The sequence below is a fragment of the Streptomyces sp. NPDC057617 genome, from assembly GCF_042800555.1.
Classification (GTDB): Bacteria; Actinomycetota; Actinomycetes; order Streptomycetales; family Streptomycetaceae; genus Streptomyces.
The window spans coordinates 354,710-380,658 of sequence record NZ_JBHVGV010000008.1 but is presented as its reverse complement, the minus strand read 5'-3'; the positions used below and the strand labels follow the sequence as shown (position 1 = coordinate 380,658).

The 25,949-nt window shown below is 71.0% G+C and carries 25 protein-coding genes; 5 read left to right on the top strand and 20 right to left on the bottom strand.

What is annotated here, in order from left to right; genetic code table 11:
- Positions 1–77: 77 nt before the first annotated feature.
- Complete coding sequence (gene pyrR, locus ACFU9P_RS21940) at positions 78–674, bottom strand: bifunctional pyr operon transcriptional regulator/uracil phosphoribosyltransferase PyrR (protein ID WP_376386262.1); 597 nt, start codon at positions 672–674, stop codon at positions 78–80.
- 231 nt (positions 675–905) lie between these two features.
- Here pyrR and bldD point away from each other — a divergent pair, with 231 nt between their 5' ends.
- Positions 906–1,406: a transcriptional regulator BldD gene (bldD, locus tag ACFU9P_RS21935; protein ID WP_030355502.1), complete on the top strand. Its 501-nt coding sequence runs from the start codon at positions 906–908 to the stop codon at positions 1,404–1,406.
- A 174-nt stretch (positions 1,407–1,580) separates the two neighbouring features.
- Here bldD and nusB read toward each other — a convergent pair whose 3' ends face one another.
- The 14 genes from nusB to ACFU9P_RS21865 form a co-directional block, all read right to left on the bottom strand.
- Positions 1,581–2,024: a transcription antitermination factor NusB gene (nusB, locus tag ACFU9P_RS21930; protein ID WP_376385966.1), complete on the bottom strand. Its 444-nt coding sequence runs from the start codon at positions 2,022–2,024 to the stop codon at positions 1,581–1,583.
- Positions 2,025–2,026: 2 nt separating this feature from the next.
- The gene (gene efp, locus ACFU9P_RS21925; protein ID WP_046501979.1) at positions 2,027–2,593 is read right to left on the bottom strand and encodes an elongation factor P; all 567 of its coding nucleotides are present in this window, start codon (positions 2,591–2,593) and stop codon (positions 2,027–2,029) included.
- Between the two features lie 105 nt (positions 2,594–2,698).
- Positions 2,699–3,805 carry an aminopeptidase P family protein gene (locus ACFU9P_RS21920; RefSeq protein ID WP_384083329.1) on the bottom strand — a complete coding sequence of 369 codons (1,107 nt, stop codon included), beginning with the start codon at positions 3,803–3,805 and terminating at the stop codon, positions 2,699–2,701.
- A gap of 211 nt (positions 3,806–4,016) precedes the next feature.
- Positions 4,017–4,874, bottom strand: a complete 858-nt coding sequence (locus ACFU9P_RS21915; protein ID WP_384083326.1) for an AAA family ATPase — start codon at positions 4,872–4,874, stop codon at positions 4,017–4,019.
- Between the two features lie 115 nt (positions 4,875–4,989).
- Complete coding sequence (gene aroQ, locus ACFU9P_RS21910) at positions 4,990–5,430, bottom strand: type II 3-dehydroquinate dehydratase (RefSeq protein ID WP_376385972.1); 441 nt, start codon at positions 5,428–5,430, stop codon at positions 4,990–4,992.
- Positions 5,427–6,521, bottom strand: coding sequence for a 3-dehydroquinate synthase (gene aroB / locus ACFU9P_RS21905; protein ID WP_384083323.1), 1,095 nt, complete (start codon positions 6,519–6,521; stop codon positions 5,427–5,429). The genes aroQ and aroB overlap by 4 nt, the downstream gene beginning before the upstream one ends.
- Positions 6,518–7,138: a shikimate kinase gene (locus ACFU9P_RS21900; protein WP_384083321.1), complete on the bottom strand. Its 621-nt coding sequence runs from the start codon at positions 7,136–7,138 to the stop codon at positions 6,518–6,520. Before ACFU9P_RS21900 ends, aroB begins: the two co-directional genes overlap by 4 nt.
- Positions 7,135–8,319, bottom strand: coding sequence for a chorismate synthase (gene aroC / locus ACFU9P_RS21895; RefSeq protein ID WP_384083318.1), 1,185 nt, complete (start codon positions 8,317–8,319; stop codon positions 7,135–7,137). Before aroC ends, ACFU9P_RS21900 begins: the two co-directional genes overlap by 4 nt.
- Positions 8,320–8,530: 211 nt before the next feature.
- Positions 8,531–9,364, bottom strand: a complete 834-nt coding sequence (locus ACFU9P_RS21890; RefSeq protein WP_376385980.1) for a shikimate dehydrogenase — start codon at positions 9,362–9,364, stop codon at positions 8,531–8,533.
- On the bottom strand, positions 9,361–11,247 hold the full coding sequence (gene mltG, locus ACFU9P_RS21885) for an endolytic transglycosylase MltG (RefSeq protein WP_384083315.1): 1,887 nt from the start codon (positions 11,245–11,247) through the stop codon (positions 9,361–9,363). The genes ACFU9P_RS21890 and mltG overlap by 4 nt, the downstream gene beginning before the upstream one ends.
- A 122-nt stretch (positions 11,248–11,369) precedes the next feature.
- Positions 11,370–11,834: a Holliday junction resolvase RuvX gene (gene ruvX / locus ACFU9P_RS21880; RefSeq protein ID WP_384083312.1), complete on the bottom strand. Its 465-nt coding sequence runs from the start codon at positions 11,832–11,834 to the stop codon at positions 11,370–11,372.
- The gene (gene alaS / locus ACFU9P_RS21875) at positions 11,831–14,509 is read right to left on the bottom strand and encodes an alanine--tRNA ligase (RefSeq protein WP_384083309.1); all 2,679 of its coding nucleotides are present in this window, start codon (positions 14,507–14,509) and stop codon (positions 11,831–11,833) included. The genes ruvX and alaS overlap by 4 nt, the downstream gene beginning before the upstream one ends.
- Positions 14,509–14,871: a DUF6167 family protein gene (locus ACFU9P_RS21870; RefSeq protein WP_384083306.1), complete on the bottom strand. Its 363-nt coding sequence runs from the start codon at positions 14,869–14,871 to the stop codon at positions 14,509–14,511. Before ACFU9P_RS21870 ends, alaS begins: the two co-directional genes overlap by 1 nt.
- A gap of 7 nt (positions 14,872–14,878) precedes the next feature.
- Positions 14,879–15,325, bottom strand: coding sequence for a DUF948 domain-containing protein (locus tag ACFU9P_RS21865; protein WP_376385990.1), 447 nt, complete (start codon positions 15,323–15,325; stop codon positions 14,879–14,881).
- 218 nt (positions 15,326–15,543) lie between these two features.
- On the opposite strand from ACFU9P_RS21865, the gene ACFU9P_RS21860 reads away from it, so the two are divergent.
- Positions 15,544–17,733: an ATP-binding protein gene (locus tag ACFU9P_RS21860; protein ID WP_384083302.1), complete on the top strand. Its 2,190-nt coding sequence runs from the start codon at positions 15,544–15,546 to the stop codon at positions 17,731–17,733.
- A gap of 24 nt (positions 17,734–17,757) precedes the next feature.
- Here the strand turns inward: ACFU9P_RS21860 and rpsD are convergent, their stop codons facing one another.
- Positions 17,758–18,372: a 30S ribosomal protein S4 gene (gene rpsD / locus ACFU9P_RS21855; protein WP_376385993.1), complete on the bottom strand. Its 615-nt coding sequence runs from the start codon at positions 18,370–18,372 to the stop codon at positions 17,758–17,760.
- 176 nt (positions 18,373–18,548) lie between these two features.
- Between rpsD and ACFU9P_RS21850 the strand changes: the two genes are divergently transcribed.
- Positions 18,549–19,241: a DUF2470 domain-containing protein gene (locus tag ACFU9P_RS21850; RefSeq protein WP_384083298.1), complete on the top strand. Its 693-nt coding sequence runs from the start codon at positions 18,549–18,551 to the stop codon at positions 19,239–19,241.
- Between the two features lie 40 nt (positions 19,242–19,281).
- On the opposite strand, the gene ACFU9P_RS21845 is transcribed toward ACFU9P_RS21850, so the two are convergent.
- The 4 genes from ACFU9P_RS21845 to ACFU9P_RS21830 form a co-directional block, all read right to left on the bottom strand.
- Positions 19,282–20,637, bottom strand: a complete 1,356-nt coding sequence (locus ACFU9P_RS21845; RefSeq protein WP_384083295.1) for a replication-associated recombination protein A — start codon at positions 20,635–20,637, stop codon at positions 19,282–19,284.
- Positions 20,638–20,744: 107 nt separating this feature from the next.
- Entirely contained in the window at positions 20,745–21,380 is a 636-nt protein-coding gene (locus ACFU9P_RS21840) for a vitamin K epoxide reductase family protein (protein WP_384083292.1), read from the bottom strand.
- Positions 21,381–21,500: 120 nt separating this feature from the next.
- On the bottom strand, positions 21,501–22,766 hold the full coding sequence (gene hisS, locus ACFU9P_RS21835; protein ID WP_376386001.1) for a histidine--tRNA ligase: 1,266 nt from the start codon (positions 22,764–22,766) through the stop codon (positions 21,501–21,503).
- A 14-nt stretch (positions 22,767–22,780) separates the two neighbouring features.
- Positions 22,781–23,506: an MBL fold metallo-hydrolase gene (locus tag ACFU9P_RS21830; protein ID WP_384083289.1), complete on the bottom strand. Its 726-nt coding sequence runs from the start codon at positions 23,504–23,506 to the stop codon at positions 22,781–22,783.
- Between the two features lie 167 nt (positions 23,507–23,673).
- Between ACFU9P_RS21830 and ACFU9P_RS21825 the strand changes: the two genes are divergently transcribed.
- Entirely contained in the window at positions 23,674–24,471 is a 798-nt protein-coding gene (locus ACFU9P_RS21825; RefSeq protein ID WP_376386005.1) for a peptidylprolyl isomerase, read from the top strand.
- 149 nt (positions 24,472–24,620) lie between these two features.
- Positions 24,621–25,850 carry a DUF349 domain-containing protein gene (locus tag ACFU9P_RS21820; RefSeq protein ID WP_376386007.1) on the top strand — a complete coding sequence of 410 codons (1,230 nt, stop codon included), beginning with the start codon at positions 24,621–24,623 and terminating at the stop codon, positions 25,848–25,850.
- Positions 25,851–25,949 lie beyond the last annotated feature (99 nt).

The window sequence follows — 25,949 nt, the reverse complement described above, 5'->3', positions numbered from 1 at the left end:
GTGCTCCGGTCTTCGGGTGTGCGGGCGTACGGACGCGCCGGGGCGTCCGTACGGGGTCGGTACGAGCCGGAGGCGTCCTACTGCTCGCCGGACGCGGCAGGCCGCTGGAGGCCCAGCAGCACGGTGTCCCGGCCGTCCTCCTCGGCGAGCTGGACCTTGACCGTCTCCCGCAGGGAGGTGGGGATGTTCTTGCCGACGTAGTCGGCGCGGATCGGCAGCTCGCGGTGGCCCCGGTCGACGAGGACGGCGAGCTGGACGGCCCTGGGGCGGCCGAGATCGCCGAGCGCGTCGAGGGCGGCGCGGATGGTGCGGCCGGAGAAGAGCACGTCGTCGACGAGGACCACGAGGCGCCCGTCGACCCCGTCGCCCGGGATGTCGGTACGGGCCAGCGCGCGGGTGGGCCGCAGGCGCAGGTCGTCGCGGTACATCGTGATGTCGAGGGAGCCGACCGGGACCGGGCGTCCGGTGATACCGGCGAGTTTTTCGGCCAGCCGGCGGGCCAGGAAGACCCCGCGGGTCGGAATGCCGAGCAGCACCACGTCGTCGGCGCCCTTGGCGCGCTCGACGATCTCGTGGGCGATACGGGTCAGGGCCCGCGCGATGTCGGGTGCCTCCAGAACGGGGCGTGCCGCGCCCGGGCTGTCGGCCGTAGAGTCGGTCGTACCGGTGTCCATACGAAACGGACCTCCTTCTCCGCCTCACGGGACGGACTTTAAAGGACGTCGGAATTACGCCACTCAGGCTAGCAGGGCGTCCGCGGAACTCCTGGTGGCACCCCCTCGGAAGGCAGTCAGGAGGCGGCGGGAGGCCCCGCTCCGACCAGGGCCGGGGTCCCTCGGCTTGACGCATCCAAGTAACTCTGCGTAACCTCACAGTGAGTTACCAGACTTCGTCCGGGGAGCTATATGTCCAGCGAATACGCAAAGCAGCTCGGGGCCAAACTCCGCGCCATCCGCACCCAGCAGGGCCTCTCGCTCCATGGCGTGGAGGAGAAGTCCCAGGGCCGCTGGAAGGCCGTGGTGGTCGGTTCGTACGAGCGTGGCGACCGTGCCGTGACGGTGCAGCGCCTCGCCGAGCTGGCGGATTTCTACGGGGTCCCCGTGCAGGAACTGCTTCCTGGCACGACGCCCGGCGGAGCCGCCGAGCCGCCGCCGAAGCTCGTCCTCGACCTGGAGCGGCTGGCCCATGTGCCGCAGGAGAAGGCGGGCCCGCTCCAGCGTTATGCGGCGACGATCCAGAGCCAGCGCGGTGACTACAACGGCAAGGTGCTGTCGATCCGCCAGGACGACCTGCGCACGCTGGCCGTGATCTACGACCAGTCGCCGTCGGTCCTGACCGAGCAGCTCATCAGTTGGGGTGTCCTCGACGCGGACGCCCGCCGGGCGGTGGCCCACGAAGAGGGCTGACAAACCCGGCACATACCAGCAGAAACGTCACCTCCGGGGGGTGGGTCCGTATGCGCGTACGGACCCACCCCCCGGTGCGTCCGGCACGCCCGTACCCGGCACGCCCGTACCCTCAAGCGCCGGACGGGCCGCTGAGCCCGTCCGGCGCTTGAGGACACAGCACAGCGGTCCGCCTCACCTGTCCGGGGCTTCGACGCGGCGCAGACCCGGCTTGAGGTCCTTGAACCGGCCGAGCAGGCCGTTGACGAAGGACGGCGAGTCGTCGGTGGAGAACTCCTTGGCGAGCTGTACCGCCTCGTCGATCACGACCGCGTCCGGGGTGCCGTCCACCCACACCAGCTCATAGGTGCCGAGCCGTACGATGTTCCGGTCGACGACCGGCATCCGGTCCAGCGTCCAGCCCACCGAGTAGGTGGAGATCAGCTCGTCGATCCGGTCCGCGTGCTCCGCGTACCCCTCGACCAGCTCCATGGTGTACTCGCCCACCGGCGGCTGGCGGTCGTCGGTCCGGGCGTGCCGTATCCAGTCGGCGAGGACCGTCCGCACGGACGCCCCGCGCTGGTCGGCCTCGAAGAGAATCTGGAAGGCGCGCTTGCGGGCCTTGTTCCGGGCAGCCACGGTTAGCTGTTCACCCGGCCGAGGTACTCGCCGGAGCGGGTGTCGACCTTGATCTTCTCACCCGTGGTGATGAAGAGCGGGACACCGATCTCGTAACCGGTCTCCAGTGTGGCCGGCTTGGTGCCGCCGGTGGAGCGGTCGCCCTGGACGCCGGGGTCGGTGTGCTGGATGGTCAGCTCGACGGCGGCGGGCAGCTCGACATAGAGCACCTCGCCCTCGTGGGTGGCGACGCTGGCGGTGAAGCCCTCCAGCAGGAAGTTGGCGGCGTCGCCGACGGCCTTGCGGTCGACCATGAGCTGGTCGTACGTCTCCATGTCCATGAAGACGAAGTACTCGCCGTCCATGTACGAGAACTGCATGTCGCGGCGGTCAACGGTGGCCGTCTCGACCTTCACTCCGGCGTTGAAGGTCTTGTCGACGACCTTGCCGGAGAGCACGTTCTTCAGCTTGGTGCGCACAAAGGCCGGGCCCTTGCCGGGCTTGACGTGCTGGAACTCGACGACGGACCAGAGCTGGCCCCCGTCGAGCTTGAGCACCAGGCCGTTCTTGAGGTCGTTCGTGGAAGCCACGGTTGCGGAATCTCCTGGACTGAAGCTGGTGGACGACCACGGGTGTGCGCGGCGCCGGGGCACACGGCGGTGCCTGGGCACCAGGCCCTGTCCGACGGACAGAACCTAGAGCGCGAGCAGTTCCTTGGTCGTGATGGTGAGTAGCTCGGGTCCGCCGTCCGCCTCGGGGCGGACGACGAGCGTGTCATCGATCCGGACACCGCCCCGGCCCGGGAGGTGGACCCCCGGTCCGACGGTGACCGGCACACAAGCGTCCAGTTTACCCATGGCGGCGGGGGCGAGCTGCGGGTCCTCGTCGATTTCCAGTCCGACGCCATGTCCCGTACGGGGTGCGAGCCCCTCGCCGTGCCCCGCGGCCTCCAGCGGCTGCCGGGTCGCGCGGTCCACATCGCGGTAGCCGGCGCTCGGTACGAGAGCCTCCCGACCTGCCCGTTGTGCCGCGAAGACCAGCTCGTACAGCTCGATCTGCCAGTCGGCGGGCGAGGTCCCGATGACAAACGTACGGCCGATCAGACAGCGGTAGCCGCGGTAGTCGGCGCCGAGGCTGACGGAGAGGAAATCACCCTCCTCGACCCGCCGGTCCGAGGGATGGTGGCCGCAGCGGCCGGAGTTGGGGCCGGTGGCCACGGCGGTCGGGAAGGCCGGGCCGTCGGCGCCGTGGTCGACGAGCCGCCGCTCCAGCTCCAGCGCGAGATGCCGTTCGGTACGGCCCACGAGGATCGATTCCAGCAGTTCTCCCAGCGCCTGGTCGGCGATCTCGGCCGCGATCCGCAGACAGGCGATCTCGCCCTCGTCCTTGACGATCCGCTGCTGTTCGACGGCGCAGCCCAGATCCGCGAGCCGCAGCCGGGGCGCCACGGAGCCGATGGCCCGGTGCCTGGCGACGGTCAGATGGTGCTCCTCGACGGCGAGCGACTCGACGGCGGACGGGGTGAGCGCGCCCGCGGCGGCCACCGCGGGGTCGCCGGTGGCGGTGGCCAGGACGGTGAGCCTGAGCTGGTCGTCGACCCGTCCGTCGGTGTTCCCGCCCGCGTGGGTACGGGGGCAGAGCAGCGTGTCCTCGTCCGGGCCGAGCAGCAGGACGGCACCGTGCGGCGCCCCGCCCGCGAGATAGCGGACGTTCGCGGGCCGTGAGATCAGTGCCGCCGCGTTGCCCGCCGCGGAGCACCGGTCGCGCAGCCGGGCGCGGCGGGCAGCGAACACGTCTGACATGAACCGAGCGTATGAGCGGGCGCGTGGCCCGGCCGGTTCAGCGCGTCCGACCGGGGGTCGGGTACGGACGGCGGCCCCGGGGCCGCTCGCCACCCGGATCACGTGCCCGGGCCGCTCACGCCCTCGCTCACACCCCCGGGTCGCTCAGCTGACGGCCCCGATCGCACCTCCGGCCGCTCAGCGTCCCGTACCGCTCAGCAGCTCATGTCCGTCACCAGCTCGGCGGGCTGGCCAGCGAGCGGGCCAGGACATCGTCGAGCGCCCGGGCGGTGGTCTCCACGTCGTACTTGGAGTTGTCGATGATGGGCAGCCCCGACCCGTACCAGCCGGCCATCCGGCCATGGATGCCGGCCACCTCCTCGTCGGAGAGCCGCCGGTTGCCGCTGCGCTCGGCGTTGCGCTCCAGCACAATCTCCAGCCCCGGCAACAGCACCACCGGCAGCAGCCCGGGGCCGACATGGCGTTTCCAGCCGCCGAGCCCGACGACGGGCCGGTCGGGGAAGACGGCGTCGTCGAGGATGCAGGAGATGCCGTTGGCGAGGAAGTTCCGCGCGGCGAAGCCGCAGGTGCGGCGGGCGAGACGGTACTGCGCCTCGGAGTGGTCGTTCCAGCCGCTCTGCGGGTCGGCGAAGCCCGAGCGCACCCACTCGCGGACATCGTCGAGGCTGATGTGCGCGGTGGGTACACGGCGGCTCGTCGCCCAGTGGCGGGCCACGGTCGTCTTGCCCGCGCCGGCCGGGCCGATCAGCAGGACCGCGAGGGTCGCCGTCCCGGTGCCGCCGCCGGGGGCCGGCGGCGGGGCCGGGATCGGTACGGGACCGCCGGGCGGGAGCTGGATATGGCCGGTGGAGTCCGGGGGCGGCGGCGCGGCGGGCGGCCCGGGCGGCGGCACGGGCGCGTGCTGCGGTCCCGGCGGGTGAGCGGCGCCCGGTGGAGGCGGGGGGCCCGGCACCCGGTGCGGTCCCGTCCAGCCCGGGGCAGGCGGGTGCCCCGGCGGCTGCGGGGCCCCGGGCCCGGTCGGCGGGCCGGGAGGAGGAGCCTGGTGCGCCCATCCGCCTGCGTGCTGCATCCGGTGCCACTCCGTCTCGTACGACTGACGCTGTCGGCGGCCCCGCGGGCCCTGCGTTACCGAACGGTACCGCTCCCGGCCCCCGTTCGTCCTCCATCGCCGGACGGGGTGATGTTCAGCCGCTGAGTTCCTCCGCGATGGCCCGCAGTGCCAGGCGGTACGAGCCGATGCCGAAGCCCGCGACCGTACCGCTGGCCACCGCCGCGACCACCGAGGTGTGCCGGAACTCCTCACGTGCGTACGGGTTCGAGATGTGCACCTCGATCAGCGGCGCGGTCCGCTGCGCCGCCGCGTCCCGCATCGCGTACGAGTAGTGCGTGAACGCGCCCGGGTTGAGAACGACCGGAATCTCCCCGTCGGCGGCCTCGTGCAGCCAGCGGATCAGCTCGCCCTCGTCGTTCGTCTCGCGTACGTCCACATCGAGGCCCAGCTCCTTGCCGAGCGCCCCGCACGCGTCCACCAGCCCCGCGTACGACGTCGCCCCGTAGATGTCGGGCTCGCGCGAGCCGAGCCGCCCGAGGTTGGGCCCGTTGAGTACGAGCACCCGCCGGGTCACGCCGACACCTCCCCGTACGCCGCGAGCAGCACCGCCGGGTCGGGCCCCTCCAGCACGGTCGGCTTGGCGAGCCCGTCCAGCACGATGAAGCGCAGCAGGTCGCCACGCGACTTCTTGTCGACCCGCATCGTCTCCAGCAACTTGGGCCACTGGTCGCCGCGGTAGGTCAGCGGCAGCCCGACGGACTCCAGCACCGAGCGGTGCCGGTCGGCGGTCGCGTCGTCCAGCCGCCCGGCCAGCCGGCCCAGCTCCGCCGCGAAGACCATGCCGACCGAGACGGCCGCGCCGTGCCGCCACTTGTACCGCTCGTTCTTCTCGATGGCGTGGGCGAGGGTGTGGCCGTAGTTGAGGATCTCGCGCAGACCGGACTCCTTGAGGTCGTTGGAGACGACCTCGGCCTTGACCCGGATCGAGCGCTCGATCAGCTCGGCGGTGTGCGCGCCCGCGGGCGTACGGACGCCCTCGGGATCCGCCTCGACCAGTTCGAGGATGGCCGGGTCCGCGATGAAGCCCGCCTTGATGACCTCGGCCATGCCGCTGACGTAGTCGTGGACGCCCAGCGAGTCCAGCGCGGCGAGATCACAGAGGACCCCGGCCGGCGGATGGAAGGCGCCGACGAGGTTCTTGCCCTCGGCGGTGTTGATGCCGGTCTTGCCGCCCACCGCCGCGTCGACCATGGCCAGCACGGTGGTCGGTACGGCGATCCAGCGCACCCCGCGCAGCCAGGACGCCGCCACGAACCCGGCAAGATCGGTGGTGGCGCCGCCGCCGACCCCGACGATCACATCGGTACGGGTGAAGCCGGTCTGCCCCAGCGCCTTCCAGCAGTACGCGGCGACCTCGGCGGTCTTGGCCTCCTCGGCGTTGGGCACCTGGATGGCGACGGCCTCGTACCCCTGGTCCGCGAGGTCCTGGCGCAGCGCCTCGCCCGTCCCGGCGAGCGCCTCGGGATGGATGACGGCGACCCGTACGGCCTTCGGTCCGATGAGGGCGGGCAGCTCCCCCAGCAACTGTCGGCCGACCAGCACCTCGTACGGATCGTGCCCCGCCGTGCCGCCGACCTGGATACGGGTGACTGCCTGGTCCGTCATACCTGCTTCTCCTTGCCGGGGGTGGGGGTCTCGGCGGCCGCCGGGGACTCGGCGGACTCAACGGGCTCCTGCTCGGAGTGCCGCTTCAGACCCAGTGCGTCGAGGACCGCGTCCGCGACCTCCTCGGGGGTCCGGTCGTCGGTCGCGACCACCGCGCGCGCCACATCGGTGTAGTGGTGGCGCCGGGCGTCCATCAGCTCTTTCCACTGCTTGCGCGGATTGACCGCGAGCAGCGGACGCGCGGTGTTCAGCCCGACGCGCTTGACCGCCTCGCCGACCTCGACCGACAGGAAGATGACGGGCAGGCCCTTGAGCAGTTCACGGGTGGAGGCGTCGAGGACCGCGCCGCCGCCGAGCGCGAGAACGCCCGGGTGCTCGGCGACCGCCGTCCGTACCGCTTCCCGCTCCAGCGTCCGGAAGTGCTCCTCGCCCGCCTCGATGAAGATGTCCGAGATGGGCCTGGCCTCGGCGGCGACGATATCGGCGTCGCTGTCGCGGAACCCCGTACCGAGCCACTCGGCGAGCAGTTCGCCCACGGTGGTCTTGCCGACGCCCATCGGCCCGATCAGTACGACGACCGGTCCGCCCGGCCCGCCCGCCGGCTCCGCCGCGCTCATCGGATCTGGAGGTTGTCGAGGTACGAACGGACATTGCGGCGCGTCTCCGGAACGCTGTCGCCGCCGAACTTCTCGGCGACCGCGTCCGCGAGGGTCAGCGCCACCATGGCCTCGGCGACAATGCCCGCGGCCGGCACGGCACATACGTCGGAGCGCTGGTGATGGGCCTTCGCGGCCTCGCCGGTGACCACATCGACGGTGGCGAGCGCCTTGGGCACGGTCGCGATGGGCTTCATCGCGGCCCGTACGCGCAGCAGTTCACCGGTCGTCAGCCCGCCCTCGGTGCCGCCGGAGCGGCCGGAGGCGCGCTTGATGCCCTCGTCGGTCGCCACGATCTCGTCGTGCGCCTGGGATCCGGGCACCCGCGCCAGCCCGAAGCCGTCGCCGATCTCGACGCCCTTGATGGCCTGAATGCCCATCAGGGCGGCGGCCAGCCGTGCGTCGAGCCTGCGGTCCCAGTGGACGTGCGAGCCGAGGCCGACCGGCACGCCGTACGCCAGGACCTCGACGACTCCGCCGAGGGTGTCGCCGTCCTTGTGGGCCTGGTCGATCTCGGCGACCATCGCCTTGCTGGCGTCCGCGTCGAGGCAGCGCACCGGGTCCGCGTCGAGCCGCTCCACATCGGCCGGGGTGGGGTACACACCGTACGGAGCCTTGGCCGCGGCCAGCTCCACGACGTGGGACACGACCTCGATCCCCGCGGTCTCCTTCAGATACGAGCGCGCGACCGCGCCGAGCGCGACCCGCGCGGCGGTCTCCCGGGCGCTGGCGCGCTCCAGGACCGGCCGGGCCTCGCCGAAGCCGTACTTCTGCATGCCGGCGAGATCGGCGTGACCGGGCCTGGGCCGGGTCAGGGGCTCGTTGCGGGCCAGCCCGGCGAGTACGCCGGGGTCGACCGGATCGGCCGCCATGACCTGCTCCCACTTGGGCCACTCCGTGTTGCCGACCATGATCGCGACCGGAGATCCCATGGTCAGGCCGTGCCGTACGCCGCCGAGGAAGGTGACCTCGTCGCGCTCGAACTTCATCCGCGCGCCGCGTCCATAGCCGAGGCGCCGCCGGGCGAGATGGTCAGCGACCATGTCCGTCGTGATCGGCACACCGGCGGGAAGACCCTCCAGCGTCGCCACGAGTGCGGGTCCGTGCGACTCCCCCGCGGTCAGCCAGCGCAACCTGCTCAACGGTGCTCCTCTTGCTCGCGCCCTCGACTGTTAGGGCCTGTCTTCTGGATCTGGCTGGGCTCGCCAGACCCAGAAGACAGACCCTGATGGCGCGACCGGTGCGCGGCCCTGGCCCGCCATGTCCGATCCTCCCACGCCCGACGGGACGATTCGCCCTCCCGTCCAGCGACCGGACAGCGGGCAGGCAGGACAGACGATCGGCGGACAGAACCTAGCGGGCTTCGAGCGCCTGTTCGCCGGCCTTCCGCATCAGCGCGAGGGGCGCGGGCGAGCGGCCTGTCATCAGCTCGACCTGGAGCACCGCCTGGTGTACGAGCAGATCGAGGCCGGAGACGACAGGGCCACCGCGCCCCGACCAGGCCGCGGCGAGCCCGGTGGGCCAGGGCTCGTACAGCACGTCGAAGAGGGTGCCGGGCCGCTCGGGCACCCGCGCCGCCAGCTCGTCGGTGGTGCCCGCCGGGGTGGTCGCGATCACCAGGGGCGCGTCGAAGGCCGCGGCCGCGTCCTCCCACGCCTCCGTACGGACATCGACCCCGAGGCGCTCGCCCCAGCCGCGCATCTCGGCCGCGCGGGCCTCGCTGCGTACATACGCGGTGACCGGTCCCGTACAGATCCTGGCGAGAGCGGCCAGGGCGGACGAGGCAGTGGCGCCCGCGCCCAGGACCGCGGCCGAGCCGACCGTACGGACCCCCCGCTCGTGCAGCGCGGCGATCATGCCGGGGATGTCGGTGTTGTCACCGGTGCACCGGCCGTCGTCGCCGAACAGAACCGTGTTGACCGCCTCGACCGAGGCCGCGGTGTCCGTGACCCCGTCGAGCAGCGGGATCACGGCGCGCTTGAGCGGCATGGTCAGCGAGAGTCCGGCCCAGGAGGCGTCGTCGCGCAGCGTCCCGAAGAAGCCGGGCAGCCCGGCCTCGTCCACCTCGAACCGGTCGTAGGACCAGTCCGAGAGGCCGAGACCGGCATACGCGGCCCGGTGCAGCACCGGCGACAGCGAGTGCGCGATGGGCGATCCGAGGACCGCCGCCCGCCTGTGTGGGGTCACCGCTTCGGGCTCTCCTTCTGGCTTTCCTTGAGGTACTCGTTCCGGTTCCGCTCGTGCTCTTCGTTGGTCTCGGCGAAGAGCGTCTTGTCCTCGGTGACGGACACGAAGTAGTACCAGGGACCCGGTGTCGGGTTGAGCGCCGACTGGAGCGCTTCGGCGCCGGGGTTCCCGATGGGCCCGGGCGGAAGGCCCTTGATGGAGTAGGTGTTGTACGGGTCCTTGATCCTGCGCAGATCGTCGACCGCACCGAGGTCGAGCTTGCTCTGGCTCTTGATGTAGTTGACCGTGGAGTCGAATTCGAGCCGGCCGACCGTCTCGGTGTTGTCCGGTTCGAGGCGGTTGTAGACGACCCGTGCGACCTTGTCGAAGTCGTGCTTGTACTTGCCCTCCGCCTGGACGAGGCTCGCGACGGTGATCACCTGGAGCGGCGACGTCAGACCGAGCTTGTCGGCCTCGTCCGCCAGATCCACCTTGCTGTACTCGGAGTTGGCGCGGGCGACCATCTTCTTGAGGATGGTCTCCGGCTTCGTGCCCTTGGCGACCGGGTAGCTCGCCGGGAACAGGAAGCCCTCCAGCGGGTCCTTGATGTCCTTGGAGCCCCTCGCCCAGTCCGGCAGACCGAGGTTCTTCGCCTGCGCCTTGGCGACCGCCGCCGTGGTGCCCTTCTTGAGCCCGAGCCGCTTGTCCATCTGCTCGTAGACCCAGACGTTGCGCTTGCCCTCGGGGATGATCAGGTCGTTGTGGCTGGCCGGGCTGAGCATCAGCTTCACGGCCTGCGCGGCGGACATGCCCTTCTTCAGGGTGTAGACGCCCGCCTGGATCGAGTTGCCCTGGGGGTTCTGCCGCTGGGCGGCGACGAACGCTCCCGCACTCTTGACCACTCCGCCCTTGACCAGGATGGACGCGATCTCGTAGCCGCCGGCCCCCTGGGGGATCTCCACCTGGACCGAGCTGGTGCCGGTGCCCACGAAGTCCTCGGGCGCGCCGAACTTGGACTGGTAGAACTGGTACGCCACATAGCCCGCGCCGCCGACCCCGCCGACGAGCACCACGCTCAGGAACAGGCAGGCGACGCCGTTGTGGCTCTTCTTCTTGGTCCTGCGCTCCCGCCCGCCGTTGCCCCTGCGGCCGCCGTCCTGCCCCTCGTCGTCACCGTCGTCCTCACCGGTGAAGAAGGGGTGGCTCTCCTTCTCCTGGTCGTCCTCCCACTCCTCGGCCGGCTCGGGCTCGGCCTTGCGCTGGGCCGGCGGCCTGGGCGGGGGGTAGGCGTCGGTGGTGCCGTAGTCGTCCTCGCCCTCGCCATAGCCGACGCCGTGCGCGCCGTCGTAGGGGACGGCGGGATTCGAGGCGTACGGCATGGAGGCCTGCTGGCCGGTGTCCCAGCCGCCGTTGTACTGCGGATCGTTGTACTGGGGCTGCTGGGGCTGCTGCTGCTGAAGGTGCTGGGGCTGCTGCTGCTGAAGGTGCTGCTGGGCCTGGTGCGGGTGCTGGACGTGCTGCTGCTGGTCGTACTGCTGAGGATGCTGCACCTGATGGGGGTGCTGTTGCTGCTGGTGGGGGTGCTGGTGGTGCTGAGGCTGCTGCTGGGGATCGGCGTACTGCTGGCCGCCGTAGGCCTGCTGCCCGGGATGCTGCTGCTGCGCTCCCGGCTGCCCGTACTGCTGCGGCTGCTGCTGAGGCGCGTACTGCTGCTGGTACGGGTCCTGTCCGCCCCCGTACTGCTGCTGAGGCTGCGCGTGCTGCTGCGGGTACTGCTGCTGCGGCTGCCCACCGTACGGAGCGTGGCCGCCCGCGGGCTGCTGTGCTCCCCACCCCGGATCCCCGTACAGGGGGTCCTCGGGGTGCCACGGTTCGGAGCCGGGGCCCCGGCCATAGTCAGTCATCGATCCCCTAGAGCCGCGAGGCGGCGGCCGCTGAGCGAGTGGCACGGCATCCGTTTCGCCTCTTCGTTGTGCGGTGGCTGTTCGAACACCACCGCATCGCGCGGAACGTTACCGTATCGCGATCAGATGACCACTTCGACGCCCTCACCGGGTGGCTCACCAGAGACCCGTTCGGCCTCCAGCGCGCTCTGGAGGATGACAACCGCGGCCACTTGGTCGATCACCGACCGGCCCTTCTTGGATTTCACGCCCGAGGCGCGCAGTCCCTGACCGGCCGTCACTGTGCTCATCCGCTCGTCGACCAGTCGTACCGGCAGGGGCGCGATGCCTCTGGCCAGCTCCTGTGCGAACAAACGTACCTTCGCCGCGGCCGGTCCCTCACCCCCGCTGAGGGACCGCGGCAGCCCGACCAGCACCTCGACCGGTTCGTACTCCTCGACGATCTGGCGCAGCCGCCGGTGGGCGGCCGGGACATCGCGTCCCGGCACGGTCTCCACCGGTGTGGCGAGGATCCCGTCGGGGTCGCACGAGGCGACCCCGATCCGGGCGTCCCCGACATCGACCGCGACCCGGCGACCGCGTCTCATGAGAGGTCGGCGACCAGGCGTTCCACGGCGGCCACGGCGTCCCCGATGGCGTCGGGGTTCTGGCCGCCTCCCTGGGCGACGTCCGGCTTGCCGCCACCGCCGCCGCCGAGGGTCTTGGCGGCGGTACGGACCAGATCACCGGCCTTGAGTCCGCGCCCGCGGGCGGCCTCGTTGGTGGCGATGACCGTCAGCGGGCGGCCGTTGGCCGTGGTGAAGAGGGCCACGACGACCGGCCGGCCGCCGGCGCCCTGGTCGAGCCTGCCGCGGACATCGAGGACCAGTCTGCGCAGGTCGTCGGCCGAGGTGCCGTCCGGGACCTGCCCGGTGACCAGGGCCGTGCCCCGGACGTCGACGGCGCTCTCGGCGAGCCCGCCGGCGGCGGCGAGGACCTTCTCGGCCCGGAACTTCTCGATCTCCTTCTCGGCGTCCTTCAGCTTGGCGAGCATGCCGGAGATCTTCTCGGGCAGCTCGTCCGAGCGGCCCTTGACCAGCTCCTGGAGCTGGGCGACGACCGTGTGCTCCTTGGCCAGGAAGTTGTACGCGTCGACGCCGACGAGAGCCTCGATACGCCGTACCCCCGAGCCGATCGACGACTCGCCGAGCAGCTTCACCAGGCCGAGCTGGGCGGTGTTGCGGACATGCGTGCCGCCGCACAGCTCCTTGGAGAAGTCGCCGATGGTGACGACCCGGACCCGCTCGCCGTACTTCTCGCCGAACTCGGCGATGGCGCCCTGCCGCTTGGCCTCGTCGATGCCCATGACCTCGGCGTGCACGTCCAGCTCGCGGGCGAGGACCTCGTTGATCTTCTGCTCGACGTCGAGCAGGACCGTGCCCGGTACGGCGGAGGGCGAGCCGAAGTCGAAGCGGAAGCGGCCCGGCGAGTTCTCGGAGCCGGCCTGGGCGGCCGTCGGGCCGAGGGCGTCGCGCAGCGCCTGGTGGGTGAGGTGGGTGGCGCTGTGGGCGCGGGCGATGGCGCGGCGGCGGTGCAGATCGATGGCGGCGTAGGCGGAGGCGCCCACGGTCACCTCGCCGACCTGCACGGTTCCCTTGTGCACGGACACACCGGGCACCGGTTGCTGGACATCACGCACCTGGACGACGGCGCCGGTGTCCAGTCTGATCCTGCCCTGGTCGGCGAGCTGGCCGCCGCCCTCGGCGTAGAAGGGGGTGCGGTCGAGGACGATCTCGACCTCGTCGCCCTCGGTGGCGGCGGGCGACGGGACTCCGTCGACGAGCAGCCCGACGACCGTGGCCTCGCCCTCGGTGGCGGTGTAGCCGGTGAACTCGGTGATGCCGCCGGTGTCGGCGACCGCGCGGTAGGCGGAGAGGTCGGCGTGCCCGGACTTCTTGGCCCTGGCATCGGCCTTGGCCCGGTCGCGCTGCTCCTTCATCAGCCGGCGGAAGCCGTCCTCGTCCACGGAGAGGCCCTGTTCGGCGGCCATCTCCAGGGTGAGGTCGATCGGGAAGCCCCAGGTGTCGTGGAGCAGGAAGGCCTTGTCGCCGGAGAGGACCGTGCCGCCGGCGGCCCTGGTCTCGGTGACGGCGGTGTCGAGGATGTTGGTGCCGCCCTTGAGGGCCTTGAGGAAGGCGGCCTCCTCGGCGACGGCCACGGTCTCGATGCGCCTGCGGTCGGTCTCCAGCTCCGGGTACTGCTGCCCCATCGTCTTGATCACGACATCGGCGAGTTCGGCGACGACCGGTTCGGTGGCGCCGAGGATCCGCATGTTGCGGATGGCGCGGCGCATGATGCGGCGCAGCACATAGCCGCGCCCCTCGTTGCCGGGGGTGACTCCGTCGCCGATGAGCATCACGGACGTACGGATGTGGTCGGCCACCACCCGCAGGGCGACATCGGTGGCGTGGTCGGCGCCGTAGTGCACCCCGGTGAGTTCGGTGGCCCTGTCCATGACGACCCGCAGGGTGTCGGTCTCGTACATGTTCTGTACGCCCTGGAGGATCATGGCGAGACGTTCGAGACCGAGGCCGGTGTCGATGTTCTTGGACGGCAGGTCCCCGAGGATCTCGAAGTCCTCCTTGGAGGTGCCCTCGCCGCGCTCGTACTGCATGAAGACCAGGTTCCAGATCTCCACATAGCGCTCGTCGTTGACGGCGGGGCCGCCCTCGGCGCCGAACTCCGGGCCGCGGTCGTAGTTGATCTCCGAGCAGGGGCCGCAGGGGCCCGGGACGCCCATGGACCAGAAGTTGTCCTTCTTGCCCAGCCGCTGGATGCGCTCGGCCGGTACGCCGATCTTCTCGCGCCAGATCTGCTCGGCCTCGTCGTCGTCGAGGTAGACGGTGATCCAGAGGCGCTCGGGGTCGAGTCCGTACCCGCCGTCGGCCACGGAGCTGGTGAGCAGCTCCCAGGCGTAGGTGATGGCGCCTTCCTTGAAGTAGTCGCCGAACGAGAAGTTCCCGCACATCTGGAAGAAGGTGCCGTGCCGGGTGGTCTTGCCGACCTCTTCGATGTCCGGCGTACGGACGCACTTCTGGACGCTGGCGGCGCGCGGGGCGGGCGGCTTGACCTCGCCGAGGAAGTACGGCTTGAAGGGCACCATGCCCGCCGGGACCAGCAGCAGAGTCGGGTCGTCCGCGATGAGCGACGCCGAGGGCACGACAAGATGCCCGCGCTCCTCGAAGAAGCTCAGCCAGCGGCGGCGGATTTCAGCCGACTCCATCAGTGGTCCTCATTCCGGTCGTACGGGTTGTAGGAGTGCGTCGTGCGCGGACGCTCGGTGTGCTTCGTGTGCTCGGCCCGGTCGGTGTACTCGATGGCGGTGAGCCGCCGGGGCGACGGGAGCGCTCGACCCGCCGGTGCCTCCAGGCCCAGTGCCTCGCCCAGCTCGGCCTCGCGCCGCAGCATGCCCGCCCTTACATCAACGGCGAACTCCCTCACCTTGTGCCCGGCGTCGATCGCTTTGTTCGCGGCCTGGGCGGCGAGGCTCTCGGGAGTGAGCTGTCTGAGCTTGCGGTGGACCTTGGTGGTGGCCCAGACGCCGGCTGCGGCGCCCGCGGTGAACCAGAACGTACGGCGGAGCATCGCTGCCTCAGCCCTTCCTGTTCCTGCGCCGGGCGGACGGGAGCGTACGGCCCGCGACCACCCTGCGGCGGGCGGCCGGCTCGGCGGCCCCGGTGTCGGCGGCGGGCGTCGCCCTGCGTCCCATGGCCTGGCGTACGCCGTAGCCGAACGCCGCGACCTTGACCAGGGGGCCGCCGAAGGTGGAGGCGACCGTCGTGGAGAGCGCCGACGCGTTGGAGGTGACTTCCTGGACGTCCGTCGCGATGGCGTCGACGCGGTCGAGCTGGGTCTGCGCGGAGCGGACCGTCGCGGAGGCGTCCGCCAGCAGCGGCACCGCCTGCTCGGTCACCTCGGCCACCAGCCGGGTGGTCGCCCTGAGCGTCTGGGCCAGCCTCACCAGCACCACGGCCAGGAAGGAGACCAGGATGGCCCAGAACACGGCCACCAGGATCCCGGCAACCTCTCCACCGGTCACGCCGCACCGCTCCCTGATCTGTCGACGGCCTTCTGTAAAGAAGCTCGCGTAAAGAGCTCGAAAGAAAGCGACTGGAAAGTCGTCCTCCGACCCTATCGCGCCGGGGGTCGCGTCCCGTACCGCATTAGCGGCCCGCAGGGCGCACAAGGGGCGCGCGGAGCGGGAGTTGCGAAGAAGGATTGTACGGAGTGCGGCGGGGTGAGTACTCTGCGTGTCCCATGCGACGGTCCTTCCGCTCCGGTTCCTCCGCCGACGCCCCTCCCCCGGTTCCCGGCAATCTCCCCGCCGAGCTGAACCGCTTCGTGGGGCGTGAGGAGGAGCTGTCCGGGCTGGCACAGCATCTCGACCGGTCCCGGCTGGTCACGGTGGTGGGGGTCGGCGGTGTGGGCAAGACGCGGCTGGCGCTGCGGGCGGCGGAGGGACTGAAGAAACGCTACTGCGACGGTGTCCGGCTGGCCGAACTCGGCGCCCTGCGCGACCCGGAGCTGCTGGAGCACTCGCTGGCCGAGGCGCTCGGGCTGACGGACCAGAGCGGCAGGCCGCCGCGCAGGGTGCTGATCGAGCATCTCGCCGGGCGCCGGGTGCTGCTGGTGCTGGACGGTGTCGAGCAGCTCGTCGACGCGTGTGCGGAGCTGGTACGGGAACTGCTGCGCCGGGCGCCGGAGTTGAGGGTGCTCGCCACGGGCCGGCGCCCGCTGCGGATCGACGGTGAGCTGGTCTTCGCGCTCGCCCCGATGCCGGAGCCGGACGCGGTGCTGCTGTTCACCGACCGCGCGGCCGCCGGATCTCCCGGTTTCCGGCCGACCGGTCCGCGCGAGGCCGCCGTACGGGAGCTGTGCCGGCGCCTCGACGGGATCCCGCTGGCGGTGGAGCTGGCGGCGGGCCGGCTGCACGCCCTCTCGGTCGAGCAGATCCTCGACCGGATGGGAGACCGTTTCCAGGTGCTGACCGAGGGGCGGCGGGGCGCTCCGGCGCGCCACCGGACGCTGCGGACCGCGATCGGCTGGAGCCATGAGCTGTGCACTCCACGGGAGCGGCTGCTGTGGGCGCGGCTGTCGGTGTTCGCGGGGCCCTTCGATCTGGAGGCGGCCGAATATGTGTGCGGCGGACATGAGTTACCGGCGGAGAGTGTGCTCGATGTGCTCTCCGGGCTGATCGCGCAGTCGCTGGTCGTCCGCGAGGAGACACCGGCCGGGGTGCGCTACCGGATGCTGGACACGGTCGCGGCGTACGGCGCGGAGTGGCTGGACGCGCTGGAGGACACCGCACGGATGCGGCGCAGGCACCGCGACTGGTACGTGGGGCTCGCCACCTGGTACGAGCTGGACTGGTTCAGCCCACGCCAGGACCGGGTGGCGGCCGGTGCGGAGAGCGCGCTGCCCAATTTGCGGGCCGCGCTGGAGCTGTGTCTGGAGACGCCCGGCGAGGCGCATCTGGGCCAGCATCTCGCGGGCACGCTCTGGTTCTACTGGGTCGGCTGCGGAAAGCTGGCCGAGGGGCGGCACTGGCTGGGCCGGGCGCTCGCCCTGGACTCCGGGCACGACGAGGCGCGGCGCAAGGCGCTGTGGGTGCTGGGATATGTGGCCGTCCTCCAGGGTGACGACACGGCTGCTGTGGGCGCGCTCCACGAGTGCCGGGAGGAGGCGGTCCGTACGGACAACGCGTTGGCCCGCGCGTACGCCGTGCACCGGCTGGGCTGTCAGGCGCTGCTCTCGGACGACATGCCCCGGGCCGAGCGGCTGCTGCGCGCGGCGATCGACGCGTACCGGGAGCTGGGGGAGCTCAACAGCAATGTGCTGATGGGCCAGACCGAGCTGGCCATGACGCGGGTCTTCCAGGGCGATCTGGACTCGGCCGTCGCGCTGTGCACGGAGGTCCGGGAGATCTGCGAGGACAGCGGCGAGCGCTGGTCACGCGCGTACGCGCTGTATGTGCTGGCGTACGCGGCCTGGGCCCGGGGCGAGCACTCCGAGGCACGCGCGCTGGCCGCGGAGTCCATCGCCATCCACCATCTCTTCAACGATCTGGTGGGCCTGGTGCTCGCGGTCGAGCTGATGGCCCTGGTGACGGCGGGCGAGGGCGATCCGGCGGAGGCCGCGGTGCTTCAGGGCGCGGCTTCGGGGCTGTGGGAGTCGGTCGGCCCGGCGCTGTTCGGATCGGGGTATTTCAGCGGACCGCGGATGCTCTGCGAGCGGCAGGCGGGCAAGGCGCTGGGGGCGCGGAGGTACGAGGGGTACGAGCGGGAGGGCCGGGGGCTCTCACCCGACGCGGCCGTGCGCCGGGCGCTCGCCGGGCGCCCCGGTCCCGCGCCGGTGCCACGTCAGGCGTCCGGGGCGCGGGGGCCGTCCCGTACCACGCGAAAGCCCGCCTCCTCCCCCACCGGAAAGGGCGGGAAGGAAGCGGGCTGAAGCGTGTCCGGCTGGTCTTCGCGATCAGCGGGCGTAGTACTCGACGACGAGCTGCTCGTCGCAGATGACCGGGATCTCCTTGCGCTGCGGGTCACGGTCCAGGCGGAAGGCCAGGGCCTTCAGGTTGACCTGGAGGTAGCGCGGGGTCTCGCCGTCGGTGTCGTAGCCACCCTCGCGCGCGACCTGGAAGGGGACCTTGTCGCGGCTGCGCTCGCGGACCATCACGACATCGTCGGGACGGACGCGGAAGGACGGCTTGTCGACCTTGCTGCCGTTGACCTCGATGTGGCCGTGGACAACCATCTGGCGGGCCTGGTAGATGGTGCGGGCGATGCCCGACCGCAGGACCAGGGCGTCGAGGCGGCGCTCCAGCTCGACCACCAGGGCCTCGCCGGTCTTGCCCTCGGCCTTCTTGGCGCGGTCGTACGCGCGGGCCATCTGGCGCTCGCTGATGTCGTACTGGGCGCGCAGACGCTGCTTCTCCAGCAGACGGACCTTGTAGTCACTGTTCTGCTTGCGTCCACGTCCGTGCTCACCCGGCGGGTAGGGACGGGCCTCGAAGTACTTGACAGCCTTGGGCGTCAGCGCGATACCGAGCGCACGCGACTTCTTGACCTTGGGACGCGACTGGTTAGGCACGTTCTCCAGACCTCCGTTGTAGGTTAGGTTAGGCTCACCTTACTCAAGGAGATCGCATGTCTCGCTCCGGGAACACCACGCGCATCACAGACAGCCTCGACGCGCAGGGCACCGATTCGACGGAGGTCCGATCAGCTCATGGTCAGCCGCGTCCCAGCGGGCTTGAAATCGATCGGATGCCGTCAGCAGCCGAACGCACACGAACTCTCGTACAGGGTACATGCTCGGCGGTGCTGCTCGTCCCGCGCCCGGACGGGGCCCAGCCCTTCCAGCTCCTGCCCTTTACCCGGACCGTGGGGCCGGACGGCGGGGTGTTCCTGGTCTTCCCGGCCGGGGCCGCCACCGTACGCGCAGCCACGCGGACCCGGGACGGCGAGGTGACCGGCGTACTGGAGCTGACGGATGTCGCACCGGTCTCCGTGCCGCACCGGATCCGGGCCCGTGCCCGGCTCTCGGGCCCGCTCACCGCGGGTCCCGGCCCCGCGGAGGCCGGGCGCACGACGCTCTGCCTGGAGGTCCATGAGGCGTACGTGGACGATCTCTGGGGCGCGGAGCCGGTGGCGCCGGAGGACTTCGCGGCGGCCGTGCCCGACCCGCTGGTGGAGCACGAGGCGGAGCTGCTCCAGCATCTGCACGCCGCGCACAGCGTCGAGGTGCGGACGCTGGGCGGGCTGCTCGGCGAGCGGTCGGAGGTGCTGTCCGGGGCCGGGGGCACGGCCGTACCGGTCGGGCTCGACCGCTTCGGGCTGCGCGTGCGCTTCATCGGCGACCGGTGCTTCGACGCACGCTTCGACTTCCCGGAGCCGGTGCGCGATGTGACCGGGCTGCGGCGGGCCATGCTGGCGCTCTTCGACGCGGCCTCGCGCTGAGAGACCCGTAACGGACCGGACGACCCTGCGCCCGGCCGGCTCAGGTGCCGTCGCCGCGCAGGCGCTCGCGCACCTTGTCGACCACGTCCGCGTACCGCGCCTCCGCGCCGTACCGCGTGGGCTCGTAGTAGCGCCTGCCCCGCACGGCCTCCGGCGCGTACTGCTGAGCGGCGATACCGCCCGGGACGTCGTGCGGATAGACATAGCCCTGGGCATGCCCGAGCTTGGCCGCGCCCTTGTAGTGGCCGTCGCGCAGATGGGCCGGGACCGGGCCCGCGAGTCCCTTCTTCACATCTTCCAGCGCCGCCGAGATCGCGGTCGTCGCCGCGTTCGACTTGGGGGCGAGCGCCAGCGCGATGGTGGCCTGGCTCAGGGTGAGGGCGGCCTCCGGGAAGCCGATCATGGCGACGGCCTGGGCGGCGGCGACCGCGAGCGGCAGCGCCGTCGGGTCCGCGAGACCGATGTCCTCGCTGGCCGAGATCATCAGCCGCCGGGCGATGAACCGGGGGTCCTCCCCCGCGTCGATCATCCGGGCCAGATAGTGCAGCGCCGCGTCCACGTCGGAGCCGCGGATCGACTTGATCAGCGCGCTCGCCACGTCGTAGTGCTGGTCGCCCTGGCGGTCATAGTTCACCGCGGCCCGGTCGACCGTCTCCTCGACGGTGCTCAGGGCGATCTCCTGCTCGCCCTTGTCGAGCGCGGCGCCGGCCGCCGCTTCCAGCGCCGTCAGCGCGCGGCGGGCGTCGCCTCCGGCGATCCGCAGGAGATGCGCCTCGGCGTCCTCGGGCAGGGTGAGGGTGCCGCCGAGCCCGCGCTCCTCGGTGAGCGCCCGCCGCAGCAGCCCGCGCAGATCGTCGTCGGTGAGCGGCTCCAGGGTGAGCAGCAGGGAGCGGGAGAGCAGCGGGGAGATCACCGAGAAGTACGGATTCTCGGTGGTGGCGGCGATCAGCGTGACCCAGCGGTTCTCCACGGCGGGCAGCAGGGAGTCCTGCTGGGCCTTGCTGAAGCGGTGGATCTCGTCGAGGAAGAGGACGGTGTCCTTGCCGAAGCCTCCGGAGGCGCGGCGGGCGCCGTCGATGACGGCCCGTACCTCCTTGACGCCCGCGGTGATCGCGGACAGCTCCACGAAACGCTTGTTGGTCGCCTTGGAGACGACATACGCGAGGGTCGTCTTGCCCGTGCCGGGCGGGCCCCAGAGAATCACCGAGGAGGGTCCGGCGGGGCCGCCGCCGCCCTCTCCGACCAGTCGGCGCAGCGGCGATCCCGGCTTCAGCAGATGTGCCTGGCCGACGACTTCGTCGAGGACGCGCGGGCGCATCCGGACGGCCAGGGGGCTGCTGGACGGATCCTTCTCCTGGCGTTCTTCCGCGGCTGCGGTAAAGAGGTCGGGCTCCACGCGTGAAGCCTATGCCAGGCCACTGACAACGCAGGTCCGGGCGGTGATCGCGGAGGTCGCGCGGCCTCGCGGCCGGTCCTCTCGCGGCCCTCCGGGCCCGGGCGCGGTCAGCTCGTCCAGAAGTCCCACCAGCGGGTCAGGATCAGCATTCCGATGATCCCGATGTGCAGCGCGGGCAGGACCCAGGTGAACTCACCGAAGAAGCTCCGCAGCGCGCCCGGCGCGGGCAGCACTCCATGGCGGACATTGTGGGAGGTCACGTACCAGAACATGACGATCGTGGCGACCCAGGCCAGACAGCACCACAGGCAGAGCGAGTTGATCTCGTACAGCGACTGGTACTGGAGCCAGGTGCAGAATCCGACACCGAACAGCGTGCCCGCGTTCAGACCAAGCCAGAACCAGCGCCGGTAGCGTGCCCCCGCCAGCAGTCCCACACCGATGGCGATCACCACGCCGTAGGCCACCAGCCCCAGCATCGGGTTCGGGAAGCCGAAGACCGAGGCCTGCTCGCTCTTCATGATGTTGCCGCACGAGACCACCGGATTCAGGCTGCATCCCGGGGTGAAGCTGGGGTCCTCAAGCAGCTTGAACTTGTCGATCGTGATGACCCACGCCGCCAGCAGCCCGGCGGCGCCGGTGATCACCAGCAGCAGCGCGAACGCCCGGCTCCCGCCGACCGTGCCGGCGGCGCTCCGTTCCTCCCGCTCGGAGGACACGTCGTCCAGTGCCGCACTCGTCATATCCGCCGTTCCCTCACTCCGGTGCCGTGGGGCACGCCGTCGTCCGCGGGCGGCGCGGACTCATTGTGCCGCACGAGTCTGTGGGTCCGGGGAGGGGCCGAACGGCCCCTCCCCGGACACTCAGCCGCGCAGCCGCCGGGTCAGCTCGGCCACCAGGGCGTCGAGCGCCACCGGCTCCTGCTCCCCGCTCTCCATGTCCTTGAGCTGCGCCACGCCCTCGGCGAGATCGCGCTCGCCCGCGACGATCGTGTAGCGGGCGCCGGACCGGTTGGCGTTCTTCATCGCGCCCTTGAGGCCCTTCCCGCCGTACGAGAAGTCCGCGGCGACGCCCGCCCTGCGCAGCTCGGTGACGACGCCGAAGAGCGTCCGCCTGGCCTCCTCGCCGAGTGGGACCGCGAAGACACTGGTGGAGCCCGGCAGATCGAGCGTGATGCCCTCGGCCTCCAGCGCCAGCACCGTACGGTCCACTCCGAGCGCCCAGCCGACGGACGGCAGCGCGGGGCCGCCGATCATCTCGGAGAGACCGTCGTACCGGCCGCCGCCGCCGACCGCGGACTGCGCGCCGAGACCGTCGTGGACGAACTCGAAGGTGGTGCGGGTGTAGTAGTCGAGGCCGCGTACGAGCCGCTCGTCGTCCTCGTACGCCACCCCCGCGGCGGTCAGCAGCTCCCTGACCTCTTCGTGGTACGCCTTGCACGCGTCGCACAGGAAGTCACGGAACAACGGCGCCCCGACAAGCTGCTTCTGGACGTCCGCGCGCTTGTCGTCGAGGACCCGCAGCGGGTTGATCTCGATACGGCGGCGGGTGTCCTCGTCCAGGTCGAGATTGCGCAGGAAGCCCTGGAGCGCCTCGCGGTAGACGGGCCGACAGGCCTTGTCGCCGAGGGAGTTGAGGAGGATACGGAAGTTCCGCAGGCCGAGCGAGCGGTACGCCTGGTCGGCCAGGATGATCAACTCGGCGTCCAGCGCCGGGTCTTCGGCACCGATCGCCTCGGCACCGACCTGCGAGAAGTGGCGGTAGCGGCCCTTCTGCGGGCGTTCGTAGCGGTAGTACGAGCCGGAGTACCAGAGCTTGACCGGCAGATTCCCGGCCTTGTGCAGATTGGCCTCCAGCGCGGCGCGCAGCACGGAGGCGGTGCCTTCGGGGCGCAGCGCCAGCTTGTCGCCGCCCTTGGTCTCGAAGGCGTACATCTCCTTGGAGACGATGTCGGTGGACTCGCCGACACCGCGGGCGAACAGCTCGACGTTCTCGAAGCCGGGTGTCTCGACATAGCCGTAACCGGAGTTCCGCAGCGGCGCGGAGATGGCCTCGCGCACCGCGAGGAAGACCGCGGAGTCCGGCGGGATCAGGTCGTAGGTGCCCTTGGGGGCCTGGAAAGTACTCATGAAGATCCGGTATGTCACATTCCTCGTCGCGGAGCGGCGGCCGGGCCGTCTCCGTCGCCGGCGGCGCCCGCTTCCCTCAGATAGGGGTTGGCGGCACGCTCCCGGCCGATGGTCGTCTGGGGGCCATGACCCGACAGCACCACGGTCGAGTCGTCGAGCGGCAGGCACACCCGGCTCAGCGACTCCATCATCTCGGCGTGGTCGCCGCCGGGCATGTCGGTGCGTCCGATGGAGCCGGCGAAGAGCAGATCGCCCGAGAAGAGGACCGGGGGGATGTCAGCCCCGCCGGCCGACTCGGGCGTTCCGTACGTCACCGACCCCTTGGTATGGCCGGGCGCGTGCGCGACGGTGAACTCCAGGCCCGCCAGCGGCAGTCGGGCGCCGTCGGCCAGCTCCCGTACGTCGTCGGGCTCCCCCACGGTCAGCTCGCCCATCAGCGGCATTCCTATCGAGCGGCCGAGGGCCTTCTCGGGGTCGCTCATCATGTAGCGGTCCGCGGGGTGGATCCAGGCCGGTACGTCATGTGCTCCGCACACGGGGACGACCGAGGCGACATGGTCGATGTGCCCATGGGTGAGGATGACGGCGACGGGCTTGAGCCGGTGTTTGCGTACCGTCTCCTCGACCCCCCGCGCGGCCTGGTGGCCCGGGTCGATGATCACGCATTCCTCACCCGCGGCGGGGGCGACCAGATAGCAGTTGGTCCCCCAGGCCCCTGCGGGGAACCCGGCAATGAGCACGATCGTCCTTAGGTGTCGTCCGCCGGCCCGGATCGTCCGTCGGTGGAATGCGGCAGATCAGAGCCTACCGGCGCTGCTCATTACACAGCCAACCCGGATACCGTACGACCCAGCCAGGCGATCAGGATCAGTCACACAGGATCACTCACACACGAGGAGAAGACCCGGTGGTCAACAGCGATCAGCGGCGGCGGCAGCTCGCCCGGGAGAAGTTCGAGCGGCAGCAGCAGCGCCGGTCGGAGGCGAGGAAGAAGGCGAAGCGGCGCAACGCCGTGGTCGCGGCGGTGCTGGCCGTGGTGGTCATCGGCGGCGCCGCCGCATGGGCCTCGGGCGGTCTGACCGGCGGCGACACCGCGGACAAGGCCGCCGCGCCGTCGGCAACTCCCAGCGCCGAGCCGTCGCCGTCGCCGACCGAGAGCAGCGCGCCCGAGCCGAAGATGACGATCGACAAGTCGGCGAAGTACACGATGTCGCTCAAGACGAGCCAGGGCGACATCGCGATCGACATGGACGCCAAGAAGACACCGCACACGGTGAACTCGTTCAAGGCCCTCGCCGACAAGGGCTACTTCGACAACACGAAGTGTCACCGGCTGACCACCGAGGGCATTTTCGTGCTCCAGTGCGGCGATCCGAAGGGCGACGGGACCGGCGGCCCGGGCTACACGATCCCTGACGAGAATCTGACCGCTCTCGGCAAGGCGGGCGCCGACGGCACCGTCACCTACCCCCCGGGGACGGTGGCGATGGCCAATACCGGCCAGCCGCACTCCGGCGGCAGCCAGTTCTTCCTGGTCTACAAGGACACCAAACTCCCGCCCAGCTACACCCCGTTCGGGACGATGGACGAGGCCGGGCTGAAGACCGTGGAAGAGGTGGCCAAGGCCGGTGTGGAGGGCGGTACGGGCGACGGCGCGCCCAAGAAGGCCGTCACCGTGGAGAAGGGCACGGTCGACAAGGCGTGACCCTCTGAATTTCGGCCGTGCTGAGTGCGGACAGCCGGGTGGCCGGTCGCCTAGATTGGCGTTGTGGAGGGCGGGCGCAGCCCGTCCCAGGAAACTGTGGATGATGCCCGGGGCCATTCCCCTTGTGGGCATCAGGTGGAGGAGGCGCTGTGAGCAGCGACCCGTGGGGCCGTGTCGATGAGACGGGCACCGTGTACGTGCGGACGGCCGAGGGCGAGCAGGTCGTCGGATCGTGGCAGGCAGGCTCTCCGGAGGAGGCTCTGGCCTATTTCGAGCGCAAGTACGAGGGCCTGGTCGTCGAGATCGACCTCCTCGAACGGCGAGTGAAGACCACCGATCTGTCCGCCAAGGACGCGGCGGCGGCCATCGAGCATCTTCGCGGACAGATCGACGAACACCACGCCGTGGGTGATCTCGACGCGCTGCGCAAGCGGCTCGACGGGCTGGTCGCCACGGTCGACTCGCGCCGTGAGGAGCGCAAGGCGCAGCGGGCCAAGCAGACGGACGAGGCCCGCCACGCCAAGGAGGCGCTGGTCACCGAGGCTGAGCAGCTCGCCCAGAGCGATCAGTGGCGGTCGGCCGGCGAGCGGCTGCGGGCGCTCGTGGACACCTGGAAGGGCCTGCCGCGGCTGGACCGGAAGTCCGACGACGAGCTGTGGCACCGCTTCTCGCACGCGCGCTCGGCGTTCTCCAAGCGCCGCAAGGCCCACTTCGCCGCGCTGGACGCGCAGCGCGAGGAGGCCCGTAAGGCCAAGGAGAAGCTGGTCGCGGAGGCCGAGTCGCTCTCCGGCTCCACCGACTGGGGTGCGACGGCCGCGCGCTACCGCGAGCTGATGACGGAGTGGAAGGCGGCGGGCCGCGCCCAGCGCGAGGCCGAGGACGATCTGTGGAACCGCTTCCGCGGCGCCCAGGACGTCTTCTTCGCGGCGCGCGGCGAGGTATTCGCCGAGCGCGACGCCGAGCAGACCGAGAATCTGAAGCTCAAGGAGGAGCTGGCGGTCGAGGCCGAGCGGCTGGTGCCGGTCACGGACCTCAAGGCGGCCAGGGCGGCGTTCCGGGCGCTCAATGAGCGCTGGGAGGCGATCGGCCACGTACCGCGCGACGCCAGGCCGAAGGTCGAGGCCCGGATGCACACGGTGGAGCGGGCTCTCCAGGAGTCCGAGGAGAACGAGTGGCGCCGTACGAACCCGGAGGCACGCGCCCGTGCCGAGGGTCTGACGGGCCAGCTCCAGGCGGCCGTCGACAAGCTGCGTACGCAGATCGACGCGGCGCGCGCGGCGGGCAACAACGCCAAGGCGGACAAGCTCGCCAAGGAGCTGGAGGGGCGGCAGGCGCTGCTGGACCAGGCGCTGAAGGGCCTCCAGGAGTTCGGCGGCTGATCCTCGCGGCACATGTGTACGCCTGAGGGCGCCTCGTACCTTCCGTACGAGGCGCCCTCAGGCGTTCGTTGTGTCCATGCCCGTGTCTTAAGGCCTATG